This is a genomic window from Nocardia sp. NPDC049220, assembly GCF_040647855.1.
Lineage (GTDB): Bacteria > Actinomycetota > Actinomycetes > Mycobacteriales > Mycobacteriaceae > Nocardia.
Map to the genome: position 1 here is coordinate 86,893 of NZ_JBEZDA010000014.1, position 23,493 is coordinate 110,385.

Genomic DNA, 23,493 nt, shown 5'->3' on the forward strand with positions numbered 1-23,493 from the left:
GACGACGGCGGTCGAACACTCGCGCAAAGTGGACTCAGCCTGCCATGCTAACGCAAATGATTTCCATTACCTATCGCCTATAGTGGGAGCACTACGGACCGAGCCACGGTCGACCGGCCACAAGGAGGAAGCGACATCGACACCGCAACAACGGAATCGGCGACACTCGCAGCCGGTGTTCGCCGACGGTGGACCACCGCCGTAGCGGCGCTCTCCTGCTTTCTGATGACCCTCGACGTCACTGTCGTCAATGTCGCGCTTCCGGAGATCCAGTCAGATCTCGACGCTTCGCTCGACAGCCTCCAGTGGACGGTCAACGCCTATGTTCTGGCGTTCGCCGCCCTGTTGCTGACGGTCGGCAGCCTGTCCGACAGGTACGGCCGCCGGTCGCTGTTCCTGGCCGGGCTGGCGGTCTTCTCCGTCGCCTCGGCGTTGTGCATGACGGCTCGATCGGACACGGCCCTGATCGCGGCCCGCGCCGTGCAGGGCGTCGGCGGCGCATTGGTGTTCGGGACCTGCCTGGCTCTGGTCGCAGACGCCCATATCGGTGCCGCCGAGGAGATGCGACGAAAAGCGGTAGGCGCCGCGATCGCCGCCGGCGCCGCCGCCGCGGCGCTGGGTCCACTCATCGGCGGCGGGCTGGTGCAGGCCGGGTCCTGGCAGTGGATCTTCGCGGTGAACATCCCCATCGGAGTCGTCCTGATCGTCGCCACGGTGCTGCGGGTTCCCACTGTCGAACGAACTCCGGCGATCGACGGTGCCGTAGATCGCGTGGGAGCCGTCCTGGTGGTCGTTCCGTTGTTCACCGCGAACTATGGGTTACTGACCGGGGCGGACAGCGGATGGGGGCAGCCGAAGGTCGTCGCCGCCCTCACCGTCGCGGTGGCCACCGGAGCGGGTTTCGTGTGGCTCGAACTGCGACGGAGCGGTACCGCGCTGCTCGACCTCGAACTGTTCCGCATCCCCACCTTCGCCGCGGCCATCGTGCTCGGTTTCGTGGTGCGGCTGCTGACATTCGGAATCTTCCCGTTCCTCATCCTGTGGCTGGCCGGCGCCCACGAGATGTCCGCGTTCCGAACCGGGCTCGTCCTCACCGCGCTCGCGGTGCCGCTGATGATCGCCGCAGGAGTGGGGACCCCGCTGGCCCGGGTCATCGGAGTCGCTCGAACCATGACGCTGGCGATGATCATCACCGCCGCCGGCCTGTTCCTCGGCACCCTGATCGCAGGGACCGGCCCCTGGCAGATGGCTCTGCCGTGCCTCGTGACGGTCGGCATCGGTTGCGGGCTCGCGATGCCGCACCTGATGAATCTCGCGGTGGATGTCGCTCCGCCCGACAAGGCCGGTATGGCCACCGGTGCGGCGAATACGGCCCTGCCGCTGGGCACCGCGGCCGGTGTGGCCCTGTTCGGCGTGGTGCTGTCGAGCCGGGTCCACGCCGAGATCGACACGGAGGCGGTCGGAGCCGGCGCGGAACGCTTCGCCGCCGCGGTGACCTCAGGCATCCTGCGCTATCCCAACGCCGCGCAGACCGAACTCGCCATCTCCGCGTTCACCCACGGCCTGCGACTGATCTTCGTTCTTGCCGGCTGCGGCGCACTGGCAGCCGCCATCATCTCGGCACTGCTCCTTCGCCACGTCGACCGCCGCGAAAGCACCCCCGCTACTGGGCAGACACCCACCGACACCATAGGGAACCCATGATCGCCGCTCGAGCACTCATCCCTACGCGCTGTCCGCGGATTTCTCCGATGTGATGGCCGCTGCACACCGGTACACCGAACGCGTCGTTCTCGCCACCACACCGGAGACGCGGACCCGATACCGATCCCACAGACAGTCGACGACCCGTCCACGCGACATTCATAAATGCACGATACACATCATATGTATGGTACACAGTTTGATCTCGGCATGACCTACACGACATAGTGTGGCCATGTCCGATTTCGGTCCCGCCGACAATCCAGCGCTGAGTCGCCTCGTCTTCGAGCTGTCCCTGTTGGCCAGGCACTTTCCCGCCGCGGTGCACCGTCGCCCCGGGTTCCAGCTCGACCGCTCGGCCTTTTTGATCCTGACCCGGCTCGACCTCGACTCCCCGCTCAGCCTGCGCGAGTTGTCCGAAGCGCTGCAACTCGACATCTCCACGATCAATCGCCAGGTCGGAGCAATGCTCAAGCAAGACCTGGTCGACCGGGTTCCCGACCCCGACGGCGGCATCGCCCGCAAGATCCGCGCCAGTGCCAAGGGGCTGGAACTCCTGGCATCCGATCGGACACAGAGCCGCCACGGCGTCGGAGTGGTGGTCGCAGACTGGGCGGAATCCGACGTCGATCAACTGAGCAAACTTGTCGCGCGATTCAACCAATCGGTCGAGCACCGGGAAAACAATCCCTGGCCACGCCCACCGGGTCTGCGCTGAGTCCGGTCAGTAGGGCCCACAGGCACCCTCGCACCGCTACGACGGCACCCTGACGTGGTCCAGCGTCACCGCGGTCGACATCGCCGCCGGTTCCGGACAACGACTGCGACCACGACAGCACCGTGAGCGGCAAGGCTCCCCGCACCACCAACGTACTGGCCGCGATCCGAACCAGTCGCTCTCGGGCCTTGTCCAGATTCCCAACGTTGTCAGTGCCTGCGCCTACGTTCGTGAGCACAAACCGAGAGGAGCGACTGATGACTGGCGTGCGGACCTATCCAGCCGGAGTGACGTCCTGGGTCGACGTGGAGCAGAACGACGTAGCGGCGGCGAAGGCTTTCTACGGCGGACTATTCGAATGGACGTTCGTGGAGGCGACCGCACCAGGTGCGCCGTTCCGATATGTCATTGCGCAACTGGACGGTAAGGACGTCGCCGGGATCGGCGGTCCCACCGACACCGCTCGGGCACAACCGGCGGCTTCGGCGTGGAACACCTACGTGGCGGTCGACGATGCGCACGCCACGGCCGAACTCGTCACGGATTCGGGTGGTCGCATTGTCACACCGCCCACCGCCGCGGGCGAGGGCGGGACATCGGTGGTGTGCGCCGACCCGGCCGGTGTGGAGTTCCGACTGTGGCAGGCGAAACGGCGGCCGGGCGCGCAGATCACCAACACGCCGGGGTCGTGGAACTTCAGCGATCTCCATGCGGTCGATACCGCTGAGTCGAGTTCGTTCTACGCCAAAGTATTCGGGTGGGTCATCGATGATCTCGACTTCGCGACGATGATTCGCCGTCCCGGTTATGGGGACCATCTCGCCGCCACGGTCGATCCAGGCATTTACGAGCGGCAATCCGGCGACATGGTGCCACCCGGATTCGCCGACGCCATCGGATGGCTGACGCCGGTCCAGGAAGCCAAAGCGTCGCACTGGCATGTCACGTTCACCGTGGCCGACCGCGACGAAACAGCCGCTGCCGCAGTACAGCTCGGCGCTACCGTGCTCTCGACCGCCGATACCGAATGGACGCGAGCCGTGCTGATCCGCGATCCGCAAGGCGCGGAATTCACCGCGAGTCAGTTCACCCCGCCGGGGTCCCTCTCATAGCCTCGGACGAGGCGATCGGGACCTGACAACGGTAAATACCCAGTCGACGGTGCCGAACCCGGGTACCCGTCACTCCGTGTGCGCCTTCCTCGTCGTACGGCCGACTCATGGTGTTCTGGAACTCGATCGCCGCGGCAATACCCACCGGGACACCGAGCACCACCGCGTTGACGATGGCCCCCGGGCCAGCGAGCACACCAGCACCGGCCAGGCATCCTGCGATGAGGGTGCGGCCGCCGGCGTCGAGGATGGGCGCACCGAAGACCGCGCCGCCGACCGAACCGACACCGCGGCCGACCGCCGCGCCCGAGTCGATGGTGCCGAAGGATTCGGCGAATTCGTAGGCCGCGGCGGGGGCATGCGCCGAGAGATCGGGCCGTTCACGGGAGGTCCGGGTTGGACGACAGTCATGCGGTATTCGCCGTAACGGGCAACCTCCGCGTCCATCGGCGGAATTCCGGCGTACCGCCACGTCGACCCCCTCTCCCGCACACGAGTGCGGGTGAATCAGCCTAGGCGAGGTCGCTTGCAGCCCAGACCGATTCGCCCGCGCAGGGTTCACAGGTGGCGTGCGACGGGCCCGCGCGCGACCCCTGTGCGGTTGGTGAGCCAGACCGGAGAAACCGCGGAGCGAGCGGCATGCTCGTCGCCCGTGCTCGGTGCCTGGTTTTTCTCGACGTGGGCCGAGTCGTGCGCCGCGAGCCACGCGCGATCTATTTCCTGCGCGGGCGGTTCGTGATCGACGATCGGATGCCCGGCCATCTGTGCGGGTTCCGGCTCGCCTGCCAGGTACGGTGCCGGCACGACGTACCGCCCAGCTCCGGCCTCGCGGACGCGAGCGGACATGTCCGGCGCGATCGGTGCGTTCTGTTCCGTGTACGGCGCAGAATCGGTTTCACGCGCGGTCGGTGCGGGGCCTTCGTTCGGTTGCGCGGACATCGGTCCCCAGTCACCGCGTGCGATCGGTTCGGGAAGCAGCTCGGCCGATCCTGAAGGGGCGACCCACTCGGCTTCCGCCGCAGCGGAAGCAGGGGTGTTCCGTTCGTGCTCAACAGCATCGGGGCGCGACGACCCCGGCGCCACGATCGGTGCCGGCATCGCCTGCGCGCTGATCTGCTTATGGGCCAGCGTCTGCCGCAACGCCGCGGCCAATCGAGCATCCAGGTCAGCCACGCTGGCATTGCCCTGGGCAGACGGTTCCCGGCCGCCCGGGGGCGGCTCGCCCGCGAGGGTCCGCATCGCGCCCGACCCCGGGTCGGTAGTCGCCCGCTCCGGCATCGTGGCAGCGGGATCAGCGGTGTACGCCGCGATCCCGAGTTCCGCGGTGGGATGCCCTGCGCCGGGGTGCGCTGCGTGATCGGCTGACATGCCCGGTTGGCGCTCCCCGACATCGGCGGGGTGCTCTCTGGCGCTGCGCGCGGTTGTGGGCTGCTCGGTGAGAATGTCCGGCAGGATCTGATTCCCGGCGCCGCCGACCTGAGTGAGCGCCGTGAGCCGGGCCTGGAGATCTTCGTGGTCCGGCACAGCGGCAGTGGCCTGCTCGATGGCCCGTCCGTAGCGTTCGGCGACAAGTCTGTGCGTCACGAGCGCGACGCCGATCATGATCGGCGCGATCGCGTGGATACCGATCCCGCTGACCGCGCCCGCCTTGACGTAGGGGAAGGTATTCAGCGCGATACTCGCGGTCAGGAGCACACCCTCCACGGTGTACACCTGCCACAGTCTATCGATCACACCCCACTCGGCGGTATCGCCGGTGGACAGCATCAGCGCGACGAGTACCGCGCTGATCAGAGCCTCCAGACCATAGGACAACCACCACATCGGATTCGTCATGCCGCCGGTCGGCGCGATGTTCTGCTGCACGGTGACCGCGGAGAACAGCATCGAGAACGCCACGACACCGGTGAGCAACCCCAGCACCCGTGGTTTGCGCTGGTGCAGGCGAGCCACTTTCGCGTGCGGACTACTGCTGTGGCGCTGCTCGCCGATCGCTTGTGCGGCACGCAGCAGGTCCGCGGCCTCGCGTTCGGCCAACTCGGCAGCGGTATGCCGCACCCGCGCCGCGGCGTCGGCGGCCGCCTGGATACGGGCCCGCTGCTCGTTGCGTTCGTGGTCACGCACAAGTTCCGCCAGCTCGCGGGCAGCGGCGAGTTCCCGCTGCGACAACGCCTCCAGCAGGGCTGGATCGTCCTGGTGCGCCAGCCGCTCGTGCGCAATCTGTACCCGGTCCGGCAGCGCGCCGGCCACCAAATCGTCCACCGGCGTCGCCGTAGCGGGCGCAAGGGTCGTGAAACGACGGATCATCAGCAAGAACCTTTCCGACGATGCAGTGTTCCAGACTCAGCGAGTCAGAACGACATCCGCCCGTCGGCGTCTATCCGCCGAACGCGACGACGGCCTCGTCCGAGACCAAAGAATAGATCCGAACCGCGTCATCGAAAACCGTTGGGCCCGATTGCCGTCGACGAGCGGCGGAATCCACCGTCCGGAGGTGGCGGGCTCGCCCCGGGCGGAGAGCACGGGCTGCGCAGATCGGCGGCCGGATCCAGCCACCCCGGCGGCAGGGCCGTCGACGCCGAGCCGCGTCGTCGCGCGCACGGCGACGGACATCTCCAGAACGCGATCACAGGTAGGAGCGCCGAGTAGTCCGGGCGTCATCCACCGAGATGCGCTTGAACGTGAATCCTGTTTGTGTGGGTTCACACTTCGCGATGTCGACTGCCCGCGACAGTACCGAAACGAGAAGGCCGCACCCGGCCGATGGAACGCCGTGTCGCTGGTGTCCGTCGCTGGTGTCCGTCGCTGGTGAACTCGGAGTCGGTTGCTCCCATCAATAGGGCCTCCCCGAACCTCTTCGGGTATTCCATGTGCACCGAGATCAACATTATCTCCGGAAACGACATCGCAAACAATACTCCGACCGCCGCGGCGGCCCATAGCGTTGAGAAACGGCGAGAGTTCTAAAATTGACTCGCGCGTCTCACAGAAACCGACATGACATCATCCCGCCGAGCCCGAAATTCGCCATAGGAGTCGATGGATAACCGACCAGAAGTAATATGCAAATATCGCTCACCGATTTCGGTCGACGCACCACCGGCCTATCACGCCCATTGCACTGCGACCGCGCGCTCGGAAGCGGTACGCTGATCGACGTGCGGTTTCCTACGGTGGTGAGGAAGGTGGCGCCGTGTCGACAACAGATCGCGACTGGAGCAAACCGGCGGCTATGGCCATACCGGCCGACGGCTATTTCGAGTTGGAGCGGGGCCGATACGGCCCGATCTATCCACGCACACCCGCCTCCTACGGTTTCTCGATCATCGCGAAGGTGAAACCTGGTCGAGAAGAAGCTATTCGCGAGTACGGCAAGCAGATCGAGGATGCGGTCGCGAATGATCCGGGCGTGCTGGCGCCACTGCGGCTGCACTACCTGCGATGGGTTCTGTTCGATATCGGATCCGGATTGCATTTCCAATATCAAGGCATCTTCGATACCGATTTCGATAAGTACACCGAGGATGCCGTAACGCTCTTCAGCCAGACGGGCATCACCACCGTATTCACCAACCTCGAAGGATTCCCCGAGGATTGGAAGGAGAACCCGGGCGCCTTCGCCCGATTCGTCCGCGAACACCACTTTCCGAGCTTCCTCGAATACGGCGAATACCCCTACGTCACCGCCGAGGAAATCAAAAAGGCGCTGCGCGCCAAGGCATCGTTCTCCGATATGCTCGACCAGATGCAGTGAGCGCCCCGTCGACGCTCGAGCTCGACGATATCCAGCACATCCTGCTGACCCGCACCCCCGCGATGACGGGCCGCTACGAGTTCCTGTCCTTCGACGACCCCACCGGAGGTCGGGCCTGGTTGGCCGCGCTGCTGGATCGAGTCCAGTCGGCAGCGGACGCGCACGCCACGATGGACAGTTCCCAGCGTTGGATCACCCTCGCCTTCACCTGGAAAGGGTTGCGGGCGCTCGGGGTATCGGAGCAATCGCTGGCCACTTTTCCCGACGAATTCCGGGAAGGTATGGCCGCCCGCGCCGACATCCTGGGCGACACGGGCGCCAATAGCCCGGACAACTGGGTGGGCGGACTGGCGGGTGACGACCTGCACGCCATCGCGATCTTGTTCGCCCGCACCGACACCGAATACCAGAGATGCACCGCCGAGCACCACAAGCTTGTGGCCCGTTGCTCTGGCGTGCGGGTGTTGTCATTTCTGGATTTGAACGCGACGCCACCCTTCGACCACGCCCATGACCATTTCGGATTCCGAGACCGGTTGTCCCAGCCAGTGATCGAAGGCTCGGGCCAGACCCCGACACCGGGCTCCGGGCCCGCACTGAAACCCGGCGAATTCATCCTGGGCTACCCGGACGAGGAAGGGCCGCCACACGGCCTACCGCAGCCGCACGTGCTGTCCCGCAACGGCAGTTATATGGCTTACCGGCGACTGCAAGAACACGTCGGCGTGTTTCGGACCCATTTACACGAGCACGCCGACACCCCGGAGGGGCAGGAACTACTGGCCGCGAAGTTCATGGGCCGCTGGCGCAGCGGCGCGCCCTTGACACTGGCCCCCGAGCACGACGATCCGCAACTGGGCGCGGATCCCCTGCGGAACAACGACTTCACCTACCGGGAGATGGACCCGCACGGCTACGCAGTTCCGCTCGGTTCGCACATCCGGCGACTCAATCCGCGCGATACCGCAGTCAACATGAACCGGCGCAGGATGATTCGCCGCGGAGCCACCTACGGGCCCGCGCTTCCCGAGGGCGAACCCGACGATGGGGCGGATCGAGGCATCGCCGCGTTCATCATCTGCGCCAGCCTGGTCCGCCAGTTCGAGTTCGCCCAGAACGTCTGGATCAATGACAAGACATTTCACGAACTCGGCAACGAACGCGATCCCATCTGCGGCACGCAGGACGGAACCCTGGAGTTCACCATCCCCAAGCGGCCCATCCGCACAGTGCTCGCTGGCCTGCCTGCCTTCACCACGCTCAGAGGTGGCGCGTACTTCTTCCTGCCGGGGATCAACGCCCTGCGATATCTCGCGACGCTCGACAGCCGAGAGGTGACATCATGAGCGCCCCTTTTCTCGCCCGCACCTACAACCAGAACCACGTCCCGCGCACCCACGATGGGCACCGCAGGATCAGCATCTATTGGGCGTGGAGTTACCCGTGGGAGGCTCAACGCGATCCCGCCGAAATATACAATCGCTTCTCCACGATGACCGAAGTCCGCAACGCAACGTGGCCGGGCTACGAGACCCCCGAGTACGACGCGACGCACTTCCTACAAGGTATTGCTGGCACACTCGAGCTGTTCCATCGCTCGACTCTGGCGTTTCAGCGGCTGGCCGGTGTGGCGACCGGTCATCCCGTCGCGGTGTTCCAGCGCATCGACCAGGCCGGTTACCGCCTGCCGATCGACGAGCGGATCCTGGCCGATACCGACACGCTGATGGTGTTCGGGCTCGATCACGTCCTCTCCGAGCAGGAAGCCGCAGTCGACGAGTGCGCCGCGATCCGGGACTGGTTGCAACGCGAAGGCACCTGCTTACTTCTGGCGCCACACCACGATGTGGGCTTCACCGACGATTACACCCAGCGGCAAACCGAATACGAGCATCACGGCGACCCGCTGGTCCCCCGCCAGCAGAGGTTCGGCCAGTACACGCGCTCACTGATGAATGCGCTCGACGTGCCGGTCCACAACAAGTGGGGACTACGCCCCGCGGTCGTCGACGGCAGCGGCGAGATCGTTCCCCTGACCGGATTCCGCGATCTGGACACACCCCATCTGTTGGACAACGTCACCACCTTCAATTTCCACCCCCATCTGCCGCACTACGCGCTCACCGCACCGGAAAGCGAGTCCCTCCGGGTCCTGGCACGTCAGCGCGTCGATCCCACCCGGCCCCATCCCTTCACCGAGGCCGGCGATACGGAATTCAACACGCTGATCTGGATGCCACCCACCGGCCAACGTGCCGGCGACATCGTGCTCATCGACTCCACCAACTTCACCACACTGTTCGGTGGCACCGACAGCCTCGAAAACCTGTGGCACAACCTCGCCACCATGAAATGACCGCAAGCCGAGTGGCGTTCACGCTGTGTCGGACGCTCCCGAGACGGGAGCGGCTATGCGCGGGTGGCGGCTGAGGTCCCCGACGAGATCGAAGAACAAGTGCCGTTCGACGAAGTGCCATTCGCCGTCGCGGCGCGCGAAGCGGTCGCGGTAACGGCCAGCGGCGATAATCTGCAACGGCAGTTCCGGCAGCGCCTGGAGCAGGGTGTAGTACGCCTGCGCAGCGGCCGTCCCGGCCTGCTCATCGACGTCGACGAGAATGTTCGTAATGACATGTTTGGTACGCGGTGTGCCGTCCGCGTAGGTGATCATCAGGTCGCGGAACTGCTCCTCGACGACCGCGACACTGCCCCGCACCGACGTGATGTCGGTCGCGAACGTGGCATCCGCGAAGAGGGATGCGAGCGCCGCGAGGTCGCCCGCATCGATCAGCGACGCGTACCTGATGATGAGATCCTCGATGGCGCGCCTACTAGCTGCCGGGTCTCGGACACCCTCGCGATGCGCTCGAAGTCGTGGTCCGCGGCAAGCACGGTCGCATCATGCACGATGGCATAGCCGGCGAGAGGGATGCCGTGCGAGCCGGCCGCCCGGATGAGCCCCGCGTTCCACACTGCCGCCTGGATATCGAGCACGAGCGATTCGTCGGGTGCGTGTCACCGACCCAAGCCACCGCGCTCTCACTCGCCGCGGGTCCTGTTCCACAGCTGATGCGTCAGACCGCTAGAAGTGCTGATGGACTCGACGCTGAATCGCTCTTCCAGGCCAGTGAGGTGATCCCAGATCCGAACACCGGCACCGAGCACGATCGGAATGATCGACACGTGCAGAAAATCAATGAGATCAGCCTGGAGGAACTCGCTCACGGTGGACGGCCCGCCGCCGATCCGGACGTCCAACCCGCCGGCTGCGTCTTGCGCCAAGCGAAGCGCCTCCTGCGGCGAGGCATCCACGAAGTGGAAACTGGTGCCGTTGTCGAACTCGAGTACTTCGTGCGGGTAATGGGTCAGAACGAAGACCGGGGTGCGGAAGGGCGGCGCATCTCCCCACCATCCCTCCCAGCCGTCTTCCGGCCATTCGCCCGCCTGCGGGCCGAACTTACGACGACCCATGATCTCCGCCCCGACACCCTGGCCCCACATACTGAACATGGCGCGGTCCACGGTCACCGGTTCGTCGATTCCGTGAATGCCGTCGATGACGCGTCCGTCGAACTTGCCGAACAGCGCCTCCGCTCCGCCGATCGGCGCTTCGAACGTCACATGATCGCCGGCGGCATACCCGTCCGAGGAAACGAAGAGGTTGTGGACTCGGGTACGGGACATCATGGCTCCAATACAAGTGGTTGCAGAATAAAATCATTCGCATCGTAGCGTAGAGTGATTTCTATCTGCAACCACTTTGGAGGCCCGGTGGCGAGAGAACAGGCCCGATCAGGGTGCGCAATCAATGCGGCGGTCGAAGTGCTGGGCGACGCCTGGAGCCTCATCGTGCTTCGCGACATCGTTTTCGGCGGTCGCCGACACTTCCGCGAACTCCTGACGCGCAGCGACGAAGGCATCGCGTCGAACATCCTCGCCAACCGCCTCCGAAATCTGGTCGATGAGGGCCTGCTTTCTCGTGACGATGCGACGCGCGGGCAGCGGGCGGCGTATTCGCTCACCGAGGCAGGGATTCAGACGGTTCCAGTGATGGTGGCCCTCGGAACCTGGGGCATGCGTCATCGACCCACGTCACACGCATTGAGCGTTCGCGCTCGCATCCTGGCCGAGTCCCCGGACCTCGTCGACGACCTCATTGACGAACTCCGCGAGATTCACCTCGGCATTCCGCGACGCGACCACGAACGCCCCCTCGCGTCCGAACGACTACAGCACGCGTTCGAGGCCGCCACAGCGAGAGCGGGAGCATAACCCGGTGGCAGCGACGCGCCCGAACCAGCACCCTCGAGCGCCGACTTCTGAACGTTCGGGCGGCCCGACGCCTTCGCGAGAAGCCCTGAGGTTGAACCGAAACCCGACTACACGTTGAAGCGGAACTCGACTACTTTCGGGACGAAGCAACGTCACAGTGAAGGCGCGATGTACTCGCACTGCAGGTCGGAAACCCTCGCAATGTGCTCGAAGTCGTGATCTGCGGCGAGCACGGTCACATCGTTCACAATGGCGTAGCCGGCGATCAGGATGTCGTGCGAGCCGGCCGCCCGGACGAGCCCCGCGTTCCACAGCGCCGCCTGAATATCGAGGACAAGCGATTCGTCCGGTGCGTGCTCGAGCGGAAATCCGAGGGAGATCTGCTCTCGATAGTTCGCGTGCTCATCGGGCGTCCGGGCGCTGTGGCAAAACTCGAGTACCTGCGGCGGGCACGTGACGAACAGGTCCGCCGGTGCTCGCTCGATTCGCCGCAGGCGCGCAGCGACAGCCGCGTCTCCTGTGGCCAGCCTTGCCCATACCGAGTTGTCGACCAGGTAGTCGGTCACGCGGACTGCGACTCGCCCGGAGAGACTACTGGCGCGCCGAACTCGTTCTCGAGGTCGGTCAGTCCCGCGATGCCGCGGATCATCGCGCCTTTCTGCTTCGAGGCGATGAGCCGACGCAACGCAAGGTCGAGCACGGCCCGGTTCGATCGCTCGCCCGTGAGTTCTCTGGCACGCTCGATGAGCTGCGGATCCAGGTCGACGCTGGTGACTGCCATGACAACCCCTCCTCTGCGCTATATAGCTGATTATATACCAGGCCGCGGGCACCGACTACCACCAAAGCAATCGATACGGCGAGCGCACGGTCACCACCGCGCTGCCGACACCGCGCCGGAGAAGACGAGCCATCCGAGCACCACCCCCACCAACCCCGCGTAAGCCGGGCCGCGAGCGCTGTGCTGAGTCGGTCGAAGAAGATATCGGACCGAGCGAGCCTCGTCCAAGACGTGCAGGTCCGAAAATTCCAGTCGCCGGGCGGTGGTCAGCGGAGGCACTTCAGGCCCGGTGGCGGATCGCGGTGCAGGTTCGATGGTCCAGCGACTTCGGGGACGGCTCGAGCACCGCGCCGTCGGCAGCGACGTACCACCGACTCTGGCAGGTACGATCATTCACCGGCCCGCCGTCCACCGGCACCACAATGATCAATCCGTGGTGAGGCAACCGCCGACAGCACTATGGCGCAGCAGCGGGGGATCAACCGGTAACGGTCGCCATCACGCGGCCGAATACCTTTGCAGCGCATTGGCCTTCGCCGCAAGGCTCCCGAGTTCGGCGAACCTCTGGATACCGGTCGGTGCTCTCCCGAACTGCGGCGAAAGCTGGGATTCAGCGCCTCGCCGTCGTGGCCGAGCCGGACCTGTCTATGGACCTGCGCCTCGCGGTAGCGCTCGATCACGGCATACGCCGTGGGCTCAGCCAGGGCGCGGCGCGCGTATGCCATGTCGACTTGGGCATAACGTGCGACCACACGCCTGAACAACTCATCTTGATTTCCGAAGGCGCCGACCACATAGCCATCCATGCTCGCAACGATCAGCCGCTGACGCGGTGGCGTGACCTGGCCGACGCACTGTCCCTTTAGGAGAATCAACATGCTCAACGGAAAGACGGCCCTGGTCACCGGGGCCACCTCAGGGATCGGGCTGGCAGCAGCCGAGAAGCTGGCCGGCGAGGGCGCATCGGTGTTCCTTACCGGCCGTCGCCAGGATGCGCTCGACGGAATCGTGGCCGGCCTCGGCCCCCACGCCACGGGGATTCGCGCCGACGTCACCGATCTGGGCGACCTGGAGCGGGTCGCCGCGGCCATCCAGGAGAAGGGCGCTGGACTCGACATCGTGTTCGCCAATGCCGGCAGCGGTGAGTTCGCCGCATTGGGCGACATTACCTGGCAGCACTACTCGGATACGTTCAACACCAATGTGGGAGGCACACTTTTTACCGTCCAAGCCATGCTGCCGCTTCTCAACCGAGGTGCATCGATCGTGTTGACCAGCTCCAACACAGACATCAAGGGAGTTGCGGCGTTCAGCGTCTACGCAGCCAGCAAAGCGGCTCTGCGCTCGTTCACCCGCAGCTGGGCCGCCGAACTCGCTGACCGCGGCATTCGGGTCAACAGCATCGCGCCCGGCCCCGTACAGACGCCCGGTCTGACTGGCTTGGTCGACGGCCCCGAGGCTGCCGAGCAACTGTTCGAGAACCTCGCCGCCGGCGTAGCGATGAATCGACTGGGCAAGCCGGAAGAGATCGCCGACGCGGTAGTTTTCCTTGCCTCGGACAGCAGCTCGTTCATGACTGGCGCCGAGATCTATGTGGACGGCGGGGCGAGTCAGATCTGAGACTGCCTCTCACGGGGGTGATTTCGTCCTTGCCAGCTTCTCGAACTGCCGGTCTCATCGAGCCCGGTCGTGCCGCCGGCGAGTGAGCAGCCGATGCCTCTCGCCGTCAGCCGGGGTGACAGCGTGAAACGCCGTCGCGCGCTGTCAGCCCGCTGCTCTACCTACTTCTTCGCAGACGCTAATCCGCTACGGAACTCGACCACGTCACCATCCGCCATGACGTAGTCCTTGCCCTCCATCCGGACCCTGCCCGCCGCTTTGGCTGCGGCCATCGAACCTGCCTCGATCAGGTCGTTGTAGGCCACAACCTCCGCCTTGATGAACCCGCGTTCGAAGTCGGTGTGGATGACGCCGGCGGCTTTCGGCGCGGTGTCGCCCTGGTGAATGGTCCAGGCACGGGATTCTTTCGGGCCTGCGGTGAGGTAGGTCTGTAGGCCGAGGGTGTGGAAACCGGCACGGGCGAGGGCGTGTAGGCCGGGCTCGGTCTGGCCGATGGATTCCAGCAGTTCGATCGCCGACTCTTCGTCCAGTTCGAGCAGCTCGGCTTCGACCTTCGCGTCGAGGAACACCGAATCTGCCGGGGCTACCGAGGCTTTCAGGGCCGCGACCTTCGCTTCGTCGGTGAGCACCGCTTCGTCGGCGTTGAAGACGTAGAGGAAGGGCTTGGTGGTGAGCAGCGAAAGTTCCTTCAGCAGTTCGGTGTCCACCTTGTCGCCCGCGGCGTACAGGGTGGTGCCACTGTCGAGGATCTCCTGCGCGGTCTTGGCGGCGTCGGCGACCGGTTTGCGGTCCTTCTTGACTTTGGCTTCCTTCTCCAACCGCACGACCGCTTTCTCCAGGGTCTGCAGATCGGCGAGGATGAGTTCGGTCTCGATCACCTCGATGTCCGCGGAGGGATCGACGCGGCCGTCGACATGCACCACGTCGTCGTCGGCGAACACCCGCACCACCTGGCAGATGGCGTCGGCTTCGCGAATGTTGGCGAGGAACTTGTTGCCCAGGCCCGCGCCCTCGGAGGCGCCCTTCACGATGCCAGCGATGTCGACGAAGGACACGGTGGCGGGCACGATGCGCTCGGAACCGAAGATCTCCGCCAACTGGTTCAGTCGAGGATCGGGCAGCGGAACAACCCCGACGTTGGGCTCGATGGTCGCGAACGGATAGTTCGCGGCGAGCACATCGTTCTTGGTCAACGCGTTGAACAGCGTCGACTTTCCGACGTTGGGCAGGCCGACGATTCCGAGGGTGAGACTCACGAGGAACAGAGTCTACGCGGCACACCGACCCCGCTGCCCCGCGCCTGCCGCAAGGCGGCAGCGCGCCGCTCTCGCGCGGCCGACCGGCCCGGCGCCCAGCTCGGGGAGATCAGGGGTGCCACGTACTCGTCGAGCGGCGATCGGTCGGGATCGGGTCGATGTTCACGGGATCAGCACTACTTTGCCGAGGTTGGCGCGGCGTTCGATGACGGCGTGCGCTTCGGCGGCGTCCTCGAGTGCGAACTCGGCGTGCACGGCGGGGCGTAGTCGACCCGACGCGAAGTACTGCCACAGCTCCTGACGCCAGTGCTCGTATCGATCGGGCTGCCCTTGCGCGATGCGGGCCAGCTGGAAGCCGACCACCGATTTTGCGCCAACGAGCAGGTCATACGCCTGGATGGTTCCGCCGCCGGAACTGTAGGCGACCAGCCGACCACCGGGCAGGAGGGCAGCGATCGCGGGTGTGAGCAGATCGCCGCCCACCGCGTCGAGTACGTAGTCGACGGGCGCGCCCCAGGACTTTTGGCCGTATCCCACCACCTCGTCGGCGCCGAGTTGCCGCACGAAATCCGCTTTGGCCGGATCCGACACGGCGCCGACCACACGCACCGCACCGCGCACCCGGGCCAGCTGGACCGCGAGGTGTCCGACACCGCTCGCGGCGGCGGTGATCAGTACCGACTCGCCCTCCCGCGCGGACGCGGCGTCGAGCGCGCCAAGTGCGACCAGGCCGCTGCGCACCAGCGCGACCGCGTCGACCGCTGAGGCGCCGTCGGGAATCGGCGTTGCCATGGCCGCCGACAGCAGCGCGTACTCGGCGTAGCCGTGGCCGAACACCAAGCCGGTGACGCGATAGCCGGGCACCCACCCTTCGACCCCCTCGCCGACCGCGACCACCTCACCGGCGACTTCGCCGCCCAATGCGATCGGCGCACGCTGCTCGCGCACCTTCCGCACCACAGGCAGGGTCACCCCGATCGCCTCGACACGGACCAGAAGTTCACCGGGGCCCGGCGTCGGCGCTTCGACCGATACGAGTTCGAGCACCTCGGGTCCACCGCTGCGCTCGTAGTGAACCCGCCGCATCGCACCTCCAGAAAACCGTTCGAAGCCGCAACGCTAACCAGACCGCGGTGCTACTACCCACCCCTACAACGGCGAAAGTGTGCGATCTCACCTTCGCCGGTTGTGCTGGAAGAGCCGCTCCGGACACCCCGGTTTCCGGGCGGACCGACCACACGACGTATCCCGCCGGTGTGCGTCCTGAACCCCGCACCATTCCGCCGCGAGGCCCGCCACCGTCATCCGCGTCCCGTGGCCGGCACCTCGGCGTACCGTAACCGACATGGAGCCGACCACGGAGGTGGTGGCGGCACGTCCGGCACCCGCGCTCGCGGCATTCGTCGACCGCTATATCGGCTATCGCATGTCCGGGTTCGCCGCGGCGGTGCATCGCGGGTTGCCTTCGCGGCACATGACTTTCATCGTCGCTGTCGGCCCCACCATCGATGTCATCGAGCAGACCGATCCGCGCCAGTCGCCACAGCGCTACCGCTGTGTGGTGAGTGGTCTGCAGGCGAGCACGGCGTTGATCGCGCACGCTGGACATCAGGAAGGCGTGGGCGTGCAGTTGACCCCGCTGGGCTGCCGCACGCTGTTCAGGATGCCCGCGGCGGCACTGTGGGACACCTCGGTCGAGCTCGCCGACCTGGTCGGCCCGGCAGGGATGGAATTATGGGAGCGCGTGCAGCACGCGCCGACCTGGCCGGAACGCTTCGCCGCGTGCGACCGGGTGCTCTCGGCACTCGCCGACCAGGACCGGGTGGTCGGCCCTGAGTTGACCTGCGCGTGGCGCGCCGTAGTCCGATCCGGCGGCGCGATCGCGGTCGGCCCGTTGGCCGAGGAGATCGGGTGGAGCAGGCAGCATCTCACCCGTCGGTTCACCCGGGAGTTCGGCCTCGGCCCGAAACTGGCAGCGCGGATCACCCGGTTCGAGCGGGCCCGGCGGATGCTCGCGTACGCACCGCGGTTCGCCACCATCGCGCAGGTGGCGGCCACCTGCGGCTACTACGACCAGGCCCATCTCGATCGCGATTTCGCCGTACTGGCTGGGGCCAGCCCGACGACCTGGCTGGCCGAGGAGGTTCCATCCGTCCAAGACTCCGACGAGTTCGCGGGATGATGATGAACGACATGACAAACCCGACAACTACCGAATCCGGCACCCGTACCGCGGTGTGGCCCACCCTGAGTTTCCGCGATGCCCGCGCGATGGCCGCCTTCCTCGTCGCGGCGTTCGACTTCCGCCAGAGCGCGCTCTATACCCGCGAGAACGATCCGTCCATCGTCGAACACGCGGAACTGCGCTGGCCGCTGGGCGGCGGCATCATGTTCGGGTCGGCCGGCAAAGACGACGGTCCGTTCGGCACGCGCCCGCCCGGCCACGACGCGGTCTATCTGGTCTGCGAAGACCCCGACGCCTTGTTCGCCCGCGCCACCGCCGCGGGCGCCGAAGTGGTGCAGGGCCTGCGCGACGAGGATTACGGCTCCCGCGGTTTCACGGTCCGCGATCCCGAGGGCAACCTCTGGAGTTTCGGTACCTATTCGGGTTCCTAGCGACCGCCGACCCCCGACAGCGCGATGCCGCGGATGAACGCGCGCTGGGCGATCGCGTAGATCACCAGCAGCGGAAGCAGAATGATCACCGCGGTAGCCATGAGGATGGGCCACTGAGTCTGGTACTGCCCCTGCAGCCGTACCAGACCCAGTGTCGCGGTGGCGATGTCGTTGCGCTGGATCATGACCAGTGGCCAGAGGAAGTCGTTCCACACCGTGATCCAGGTGAGCACGGCGAGCACCATCAAGGCGGGGCGGGTGTGCGGAAGCAGGACCCGCCAATAGACCTGCCAGGTGGAGCAGCCGTCGAGAATCGCCGCCTCCTCCAACTCGGCCGGCAGCGTCCGGAAGAACTGGCGCATCAGATAGGTGCCGAACGCGCTCCCGAACAGGCCGGGCACGATCATCGCCCACGGGGTGTCCACCCAGCCGAAAGCCCGCATCAGCAGGAACTGCGGAATCACTGTCACGGTCAACGGCACCATCAGCGTGCCGAGATAGGCGAGGAACAGCACTTCGCGTCCACGAAAACGCAAGCGCGCGAACGCGTAACCCGCCAGCGAGCAAAAGAAGACCTGTCCCGCTGTGACACACAGCGCGTAAACCGCCGTGTTCAGCAACATCCGGCCGAGCGGCAGCAGATCGAAGACTTCGCCGTAATTCGACCACCGCGGATGCTCGGGAAGCAACGCGGCGTCGGCGATCTCACCATCCTGCTTCAGTGACCCGGAGACCGCCCACAGAATCGGCGCGAGCGCACACCAGCCGACGACGACGAGCGCGACATAGACCGCGACGCCGCGCACCAACCGCCGCACGATCGCCCGCTCGACCCGACAGCGCGCGACGACAACCACGCTGTCGCGCCGGACCGGCAGCGCGCGACGCACCACCTCGTAGGCGTTCACTGTTCGACCTCCGCGCGCCGAGCCATCCGCAGCTGCAACAGCGTCAGCACGAACAGGATCGCGAAGATCACCCAGGCCAGCGCGGACGCGTAGCCGACCTCGTAGAAGCCGAACGCGTTCTGGAACAACATGATCCCGAGCAGGTAGGTGCCGGTCTCGGGTCCGCCGTTACCTCCGGTCAGCGCGTATGCCTGGTCGAAGGCCTGCACCGAGTTGATGATCGTGATGATGAAGACGAACGACAGCGGCCCGCGGATCAATGGCAGGGTGATCGAGGAGAACCTGCGCAACGCTCCGGCACCGTCGATCTTCGACGCCTCGTAGAGCGTCTCCGGCACACCTTGCATGGCCGCGAGCAGAATGACCGTCGCGAACGGCACGCTCTTCCACACCGTGACGATGCTGAGCGAGACCAGCGCCCAGTTCGGATCGGTCAGCCAGGGCACCGCGTCGATCCCGATCTTGCCGAGCGCGAGGTTCAGCAGCCCGTCTTCGGTGAAGATGAACCGCCACACCACCGCCATGGCGACCGTGGAGGCGACCAGGGGAAGGAACGCCAACGTGCGAAAGATCCCGATACCGGCGCACTGTCGATTCACTATCGCCGCGACTCCGAGACCGATCGCCACCGTGGGAAGCAATGTCAGCACGGTGAAAACGGCGGTATTGCGCAAGGCGATGAGAAACAGTGGATCCGAACCGAACAATCGCCGGTAGTTGGTCGATCCGATAAACCTCATGGGGCCGAACAGGTCCCACGAATGGAAACTCAGATAGAGCGAGAATAACAACGGGAACAACAAGAAGACGGCGACAGCCGCCACATTCGGCGCGACGAACGCCCATCCGGCTCGTTCCCGGCGCCGCGCCAAACCCGCCGCTGCGCCGCCTGGAGCATGGCGCAGGACTTTGCCGGCGGTGTGCGACCACTGCGATCTCGTCATGGCGTGTCCAGGAGGGCGTCGACGTCGGAGGTGAAACGGCCGTTCAGCGAGGCGGCGGTATCCGCACCGCGAAGCACCCGGTTGGCGCCGCGTTCCAAGAGCGCGGAGACCTTGCCCCACGCCGGCGTCACCGGGAGGGGACGGGAGTTGGCTGGGCCGTCGGTGAACACCTCGAGGTTGCGGACTTCCCGGTGCGCTGCGGCGAAACCCGGTGCGCCCATGGCGGATTTCAGCACCGGCACGAATAGTCCGGACGCGGCGATGATCGCCTGCCCTACCGGCCCGGTCGCGAATTTGACGAACTCCCACGCCTGTTCGATCCGCGGGCTGTCCGCGGCGATGGACAGGCCGGTACTGCCGACGTCGGTGCTGGCGCCGGGGCCGCCCCGCGGGCCGACCGGCAGCACCGTGACGTCGATGGCGAGATCGTCGTGCCCGGCGAACTCGGAGTAGAGCCAATGCCCGCCCAAAGCCATCGCCGCCCGGCCGCGCCGGAACAGGTCCGGTGCCGACACCGATTGGGTGTCGGACACTTTCGGCGCCACCCGGTGGCGGACCGCGAGGTCGGCGTAGAACTGAAACCCTTCGGCGAACTTCGGATCACCCAGATTCGTCCTGGTCGGACGCACCGACGGCGTGAACCACTCGGCGCCGTTGTTCATGCCGAAACAGGCCGCCGAAAAGTACGGCACCCAGGCGTCGGCGAATCCCCACCGGGTCCTTCCGGAGGATTCGTGCCTGGTCAGCGCGTGAGCGGCGGCGAGGAACTCGTCGAACGACCAGGCGTCGCGCCAGCGCGTGGGCGGTCTGAGCCCGGCGTCGGCGAACAGTTCCCGGTTGTAGTAGAGGAACACTCCCGACCATTGCTCGGGCAGGGCGTACTGACCGCCCCCGTAGGTGAAGGTGTCATAGAGCGCGGGGTAGCTGTCGGCACGCAACGCGGCGGCGTAGGCCGGATCGCGGTCGAGCAGGGTATTCAGATCCAGCAGCACACCACGCTCGGCCAACCCGGAATACAACAGTTCCCAGGCCATCATCACGTCTGGGCACTTGCCTCCGGCGCAATAAGTGAGCATCTGCTGCATCGGGTCCGGCCCTGCCATGATGGTACGAATTCTGATGTCCGGGTGCCGTTTTCGGAACTCGTCGATGATCTTCAGCCGGACCCGGGCCTCTTCCGGTCGGGCCTGGAAAAAGAAGGTCAGCGCGTCATCGGGAGATCCGCAGCCGGTGGCGGTGAGCAATGGCGCCGCCAGCGCTGACCCGAGCAACGTCCGGCGACGGACCCGTGGAACAGGGTTGGAACGCGACACAGCCCTCCTCTGGGGCACATGTGGAGCTTTCTCGAACTGCATGGCAGCATACGTTCGGCTACATCATGGTGACGGCCGACACATGAACAATATTTCACGGCGCTTGCCTTGCGGTCGGAATCGGCACGAGGGCGAGCACCGATCGGATACGTTGTCACGTGTTTCAGCAGGATCCTGCGCGTTTTACAGGAGAGTAGACGGATGGCGACAATCGAATATCTACGGACCGATCCCGATTTGCCGCCTGTCGGTGTAGTCGACAAGTCCCCGATCACCCCGGCCAAGAAAGCGATCTTCGCCGGTATCGCCGTACTCGGCGCCATTGCCTGGGCGGTGCTCGCGGTATCCCGTGGCGAATCGGTCAACGCGGTCTGGATCGTGATCGCCGCCGTCTGTACCTACATCTTCGCGTACCGGTTCTACGCCAGGTTCATCGAACGCACGATCACCAAACCACGCGATGACCTGGCCACCCCCGCCGAGATCCTGGAAAACGGCAGGGACTACATGCCGATGGACCGACGGGTGCTGTACGGGCACCACTTCGCCGCCATCGCCGGCGCCGGTCCGCTGGTCGGCCCGGTGCTCGCCGCACAGATGGGTTACCTGCCGGGAACGATCTGGATCGTGGTCGGTGTGGTGCTGGCCGGGGCGGTGCAGGACTACCTGGTGCTCTGGGTCTCGTTGAAACGGCGCGGCCGCAGCCTCGGACAGATGGCGCGCGACGAACTGGGGGTGATCGGCGGCTGGTCGGCCATCGTCGGTGTTCTCGTGATCATGATGATCCTGCTCGCGGTGCTCGCGCTGGTCGTGGTCAACGCGCTCGCGGCCAGCCCCTGGGGCGTTTTCTCGATCGGCATGACCATCCCGATCGCGCTGTTCATGGGCCTGTATCTGCGTTATCTGCGCCCCGGCAAGGTCGGCGAGGTGTCCGTCATCGGGTTCGCGCTGCTGATCTTGGCGATCCTCGGCGGCGGCTGGGTGTCGGAGACCGAGTGGGGCACCGATTTGTTCACGCTCTCGCCGGTGACCATCTCCTGGCTGCTGATCGCCTACGGCTTCGTCGCCTCGGTACTTCCGGTGTGGCTCCTGCTCGCCCCGCGGGACTATCTGTCCACCTTTATGAAGGTCGGCACCATTGTCCTGCTCGCGGTCGGCATTCTGGTCACGCTTCCGGTGCTGAAGGCCCCCGCCGTCTCGGACTTCGCGACCTCCGGGACCGGCCCCGCGTTCGCGGGCTCACTGTTCCCGTTCCTGTTCATCACCATCGCCTGCGGTGCGCTGAGCGGTTTCCACGCGTTGGTCTCCTCCGGCACCACACCAAAGCTGCTGGAGAAGGAATCGCACGCGAAGATGATCGGCTACGGCGGCATGCTGATGGAGTCGTTCGTCGCGGTCATGGCCATCATCACCGCCTCGATCATCGACCAGCACCTGTATTTCGCGATGAACGCGCCGCTCGGCCTCACCGGCGGTACCGCGGAGAAGGCCGCGGCCTACACCAACAGCCTCGGGCTGAGCGGCGCCCCCACGACGGCCGCCGGCTTGAGCCAGGCCGCGAGTGATGTCGGTGAGACCACCATCATCTCCCGCACGGGCGGTGCGCCCACGCTGGCGGTCGGCATCTCCGAGGTGTTCCACCAGTTCCTCGGCGGCGCGAGTATGAAATCGTTCTGGTATCACTTCGCGATCATGTTCGAGGCGCTGTTCATCCTCACCACGATCGATGCGGGCACCCGCGTCGCGCGCTTCATGCTGTCGGACGCGCTGGGCAACTTCGGTGGTGCGGCGAAGAAGTTTCGTGATCCGTCCTGGCGGGTCGGCGCCTGGCTGTGCTCGGCCGTCGTGGTCGCGGCCTGGGGTTCGATCCTGCTGATGGGCGTCACCGACCCGCTGGGCGGCATCAACACGCTCTTCCCGTTGTTCGGCATCGCCAACCAGTTGCTCGCGGCGATGGCGCTGACCGTCGTCCTGGTGATCGTGGTGCGTAAGGGCCTGGCCAAGTGGGCCTGGATTCCGGGCATTCCGCTGGTCTGGGACCTCGCGGTGACCATGACCGCGTCCTGGCAGAAGATCTTCTCCGCCGATCCGAAAGTCGGATACTGGAAGCAGCACAGCATCTGCCAGACGGCGCAGGAGGCCGGCAAGATGTGCCTGACGGCCAAGACCCAGGACGACATGACCGCGATCCTGCGCAATACCTTCATCCAGGGCACGCTGTCGATCATCTTCGCCGTGCTGGTGCTGATCGTCGCGATCGTCGGTGCCGTCGTAGCTTTCCGTGCCTGGCGGTCCGGACAGCCCACAACCACCGAGACGCCGGAAGAGCCGTCGAAGATCTTCGCACCCAGCGGGTTCGTCGCCACCGCGGCGGAGAAGGAAGTCCAGAAGCAGTGGGACGAGCTGATCGCGGCCGGAAAGGTGCGTGCTTCCGGCGCGGCGCACGCGCACGCGCACGCGCACGCGCGATGAGCGATGCCACGGCGCCGCGGGCCGGC

General features: G+C 65.8%; 23 protein-coding genes. 11 read left to right on the plus strand and 12 right to left on the minus strand.

Annotated elements, in window-relative coordinates; all coding sequences use genetic code 11:
- Positions 1 to 135 precede the first annotated feature (135 nt).
- The 3 genes from AB0C34_RS24875 to AB0C34_RS24885 all read left to right on the plus strand — a co-directional run bounded on the left by AB0C34_RS24875 (position 136) and on the right by AB0C34_RS24885 (position 3,534).
- Positions 136 to 1,704 carry an MFS transporter gene (locus AB0C34_RS24875; RefSeq protein ID WP_357077654.1) on the plus strand — a complete coding sequence of 523 codons (1,569 nt, stop codon included), beginning with the start codon at positions 136 to 138 and terminating at the stop codon, positions 1,702 to 1,704.
- A gap of 235 nt (positions 1,705 to 1,939) precedes the next feature.
- Positions 1,940 to 2,422, plus strand: a complete 483-nt coding sequence (locus AB0C34_RS24880) for a MarR family winged helix-turn-helix transcriptional regulator (protein ID WP_357077486.1) — start codon at positions 1,940 to 1,942, stop codon at positions 2,420 to 2,422.
- Between the two features lie 257 nt (positions 2,423 to 2,679).
- Positions 2,680 to 3,534: a VOC family protein gene (locus AB0C34_RS24885; protein WP_357077489.1), complete on the plus strand. Its 855-nt coding sequence runs from the start codon at positions 2,680 to 2,682 to the stop codon at positions 3,532 to 3,534.
- Here AB0C34_RS24885 and AB0C34_RS24890 read toward each other — a convergent pair.
- Positions 3,509 to 4,006 (minus strand): hypothetical protein, encoded by a 498-nt coding sequence (locus tag AB0C34_RS24890; RefSeq protein WP_357077492.1) that lies wholly within the window; start codon positions 4,004 to 4,006, stop codon positions 3,509 to 3,511. The two genes, AB0C34_RS24885 and AB0C34_RS24890, sit on opposite strands and share 26 nt — an antisense overlap.
- Positions 4,007 to 4,092: 86 nt before the next feature.
- Positions 4,093 to 5,841: a hypothetical protein gene (locus AB0C34_RS24895; protein ID WP_357077495.1), complete on the minus strand. Its 1,749-nt coding sequence runs from the start codon at positions 5,839 to 5,841 to the stop codon at positions 4,093 to 4,095.
- Between the two features lie 925 nt (positions 5,842 to 6,766).
- On the opposite strand from AB0C34_RS24895, the gene AB0C34_RS24900 reads away from it, so the two are divergent.
- The 3 genes from AB0C34_RS24900 to AB0C34_RS24910 are packed head-to-tail and all read left to right on the plus strand — an operon-like array spanning position 6,767 to position 9,644.
- On the plus strand, positions 6,767 to 7,288 hold the full coding sequence (locus tag AB0C34_RS24900) for a hypothetical protein (protein WP_357077657.1): 522 nt from the start codon (positions 6,767 to 6,769) through the stop codon (positions 7,286 to 7,288).
- Entirely contained in the window at positions 7,285 to 8,634 is a 1,350-nt protein-coding gene (locus AB0C34_RS24905) for a peroxidase (RefSeq protein ID WP_357077498.1), read from the plus strand. Before AB0C34_RS24900 ends, AB0C34_RS24905 begins: the two co-directional genes overlap by 4 nt.
- On the plus strand, positions 8,631 to 9,644 hold the full coding sequence (locus tag AB0C34_RS24910; RefSeq protein WP_357077501.1) for a hypothetical protein: 1,014 nt from the start codon (positions 8,631 to 8,633) through the stop codon (positions 9,642 to 9,644). Before AB0C34_RS24905 ends, AB0C34_RS24910 begins: the two co-directional genes overlap by 4 nt.
- 18 nt (positions 9,645 to 9,662) lie before the next feature.
- On the opposite strand, the gene AB0C34_RS24915 is transcribed toward AB0C34_RS24910, so the two are convergent.
- Both AB0C34_RS24915 and AB0C34_RS24920 read right to left on the minus strand, forming a co-directional pair.
- On the minus strand, positions 9,663 to 10,106 hold the full coding sequence (locus AB0C34_RS24915; RefSeq protein ID WP_357077660.1) for a nuclear transport factor 2 family protein: 444 nt from the start codon (positions 10,104 to 10,106) through the stop codon (positions 9,663 to 9,665).
- 218 nt (positions 10,107 to 10,324) lie between these two features.
- A complete protein-coding gene (locus tag AB0C34_RS24920; protein WP_357077504.1) occupies positions 10,325 to 10,969 on the minus strand; it encodes a dihydrofolate reductase family protein in 645 nt (214 codons plus the stop codon).
- Positions 10,970 to 11,056: 87 nt separating this feature from the next.
- Here AB0C34_RS24920 and AB0C34_RS24925 point away from each other — a divergent pair, with 87 nt between their 5' ends.
- A complete protein-coding gene (locus AB0C34_RS24925; protein WP_357077507.1) occupies positions 11,057 to 11,557 on the plus strand; it encodes a helix-turn-helix domain-containing protein in 501 nt (166 codons plus the stop codon).
- Between the two features lie 152 nt (positions 11,558 to 11,709).
- Here the strand turns inward: AB0C34_RS24925 and AB0C34_RS24930 are convergent, their stop codons facing one another.
- The 3 genes from AB0C34_RS24930 to AB0C34_RS24940 form a co-directional block, all read right to left on the minus strand.
- On the minus strand, positions 11,710 to 12,123 hold the full coding sequence (locus AB0C34_RS24930) for a PIN domain-containing protein (protein WP_357077510.1): 414 nt from the start codon (positions 12,121 to 12,123) through the stop codon (positions 11,710 to 11,712).
- Positions 12,120 to 12,338 (minus strand): type II toxin-antitoxin system VapB family antitoxin, encoded by a 219-nt coding sequence (locus AB0C34_RS24935; RefSeq protein ID WP_357077513.1) that lies wholly within the window; start codon positions 12,336 to 12,338, stop codon positions 12,120 to 12,122. Before AB0C34_RS24935 ends, AB0C34_RS24930 begins: the two co-directional genes overlap by 4 nt.
- Positions 12,339 to 12,727: 389 nt before the next feature.
- Positions 12,728 to 13,243, minus strand: coding sequence for a hypothetical protein (locus tag AB0C34_RS24940; RefSeq protein ID WP_357077680.1), 516 nt, complete (start codon positions 13,241 to 13,243; stop codon positions 12,728 to 12,730).
- On the opposite strand from AB0C34_RS24940, the gene AB0C34_RS24945 reads away from it, so the two are divergent.
- Positions 13,209 to 13,958 (plus strand): SDR family oxidoreductase, encoded by a 750-nt coding sequence (locus AB0C34_RS24945; protein ID WP_357077663.1) that lies wholly within the window; start codon positions 13,209 to 13,211, stop codon positions 13,956 to 13,958. The two genes, AB0C34_RS24940 and AB0C34_RS24945, sit on opposite strands and share 35 nt — an antisense overlap.
- A gap of 161 nt (positions 13,959 to 14,119) precedes the next feature.
- Here AB0C34_RS24945 and ychF read toward each other — a convergent pair whose 3' ends face one another.
- Positions 14,120 to 15,214, minus strand: a complete 1,095-nt coding sequence (ychF, locus tag AB0C34_RS24950; RefSeq protein WP_357077516.1) for a redox-regulated ATPase YchF — start codon at positions 15,212 to 15,214, stop codon at positions 14,120 to 14,122.
- A 162-nt stretch (positions 15,215 to 15,376) separates the two neighbouring features.
- Entirely contained in the window at positions 15,377 to 16,300 is a 924-nt protein-coding gene (locus tag AB0C34_RS24955; protein WP_357077519.1) for a zinc-binding dehydrogenase, read from the minus strand.
- Positions 16,301 to 16,559: 259 nt separating this feature from the next.
- On the opposite strand from AB0C34_RS24955, the gene AB0C34_RS24960 reads away from it, so the two are divergent.
- Positions 16,560 to 17,396 carry a helix-turn-helix domain-containing protein gene (locus AB0C34_RS24960; protein WP_357077522.1) on the plus strand — a complete coding sequence of 279 codons (837 nt, stop codon included), beginning with the start codon at positions 16,560 to 16,562 and terminating at the stop codon, positions 17,394 to 17,396.
- An 11-nt stretch (positions 17,397 to 17,407) separates the two neighbouring features.
- Positions 17,408 to 17,830: a VOC family protein gene (locus tag AB0C34_RS24965; RefSeq protein ID WP_357077525.1), complete on the plus strand. Its 423-nt coding sequence runs from the start codon at positions 17,408 to 17,410 to the stop codon at positions 17,828 to 17,830.
- Here AB0C34_RS24965 and AB0C34_RS24970 read toward each other — a convergent pair.
- From AB0C34_RS24970 to AB0C34_RS24980, 3 genes are all read right to left on the minus strand, one after another.
- Complete coding sequence (locus tag AB0C34_RS24970; protein ID WP_357077666.1) at positions 17,827 to 18,687, minus strand: carbohydrate ABC transporter permease; 861 nt, start codon at positions 18,685 to 18,687, stop codon at positions 17,827 to 17,829. The genes AB0C34_RS24965 and AB0C34_RS24970 overlap by 4 nt on opposite strands.
- A 47-nt stretch (positions 18,688 to 18,734) precedes the next feature.
- Positions 18,735 to 19,610, minus strand: coding sequence for a sugar ABC transporter permease (locus tag AB0C34_RS24975; RefSeq protein WP_357077669.1), 876 nt, complete (start codon positions 19,608 to 19,610; stop codon positions 18,735 to 18,737).
- A gap of 68 nt (positions 19,611 to 19,678) precedes the next feature.
- Positions 19,679 to 20,995 (minus strand): sugar ABC transporter substrate-binding protein, encoded by a 1,317-nt coding sequence (locus tag AB0C34_RS24980; RefSeq protein WP_357077528.1) that lies wholly within the window; start codon positions 20,993 to 20,995, stop codon positions 19,679 to 19,681.
- Between the two features lie 201 nt (positions 20,996 to 21,196).
- Here AB0C34_RS24980 and AB0C34_RS24985 point away from each other — a divergent pair, with 201 nt between their 5' ends.
- Positions 21,197 to 23,467: a carbon starvation CstA family protein gene (locus AB0C34_RS24985; RefSeq protein WP_357077531.1), complete on the plus strand. Its 2,271-nt coding sequence runs from the start codon at positions 21,197 to 21,199 to the stop codon at positions 23,465 to 23,467.
- Positions 23,468 to 23,493: the final 26 nt, after the last annotated feature.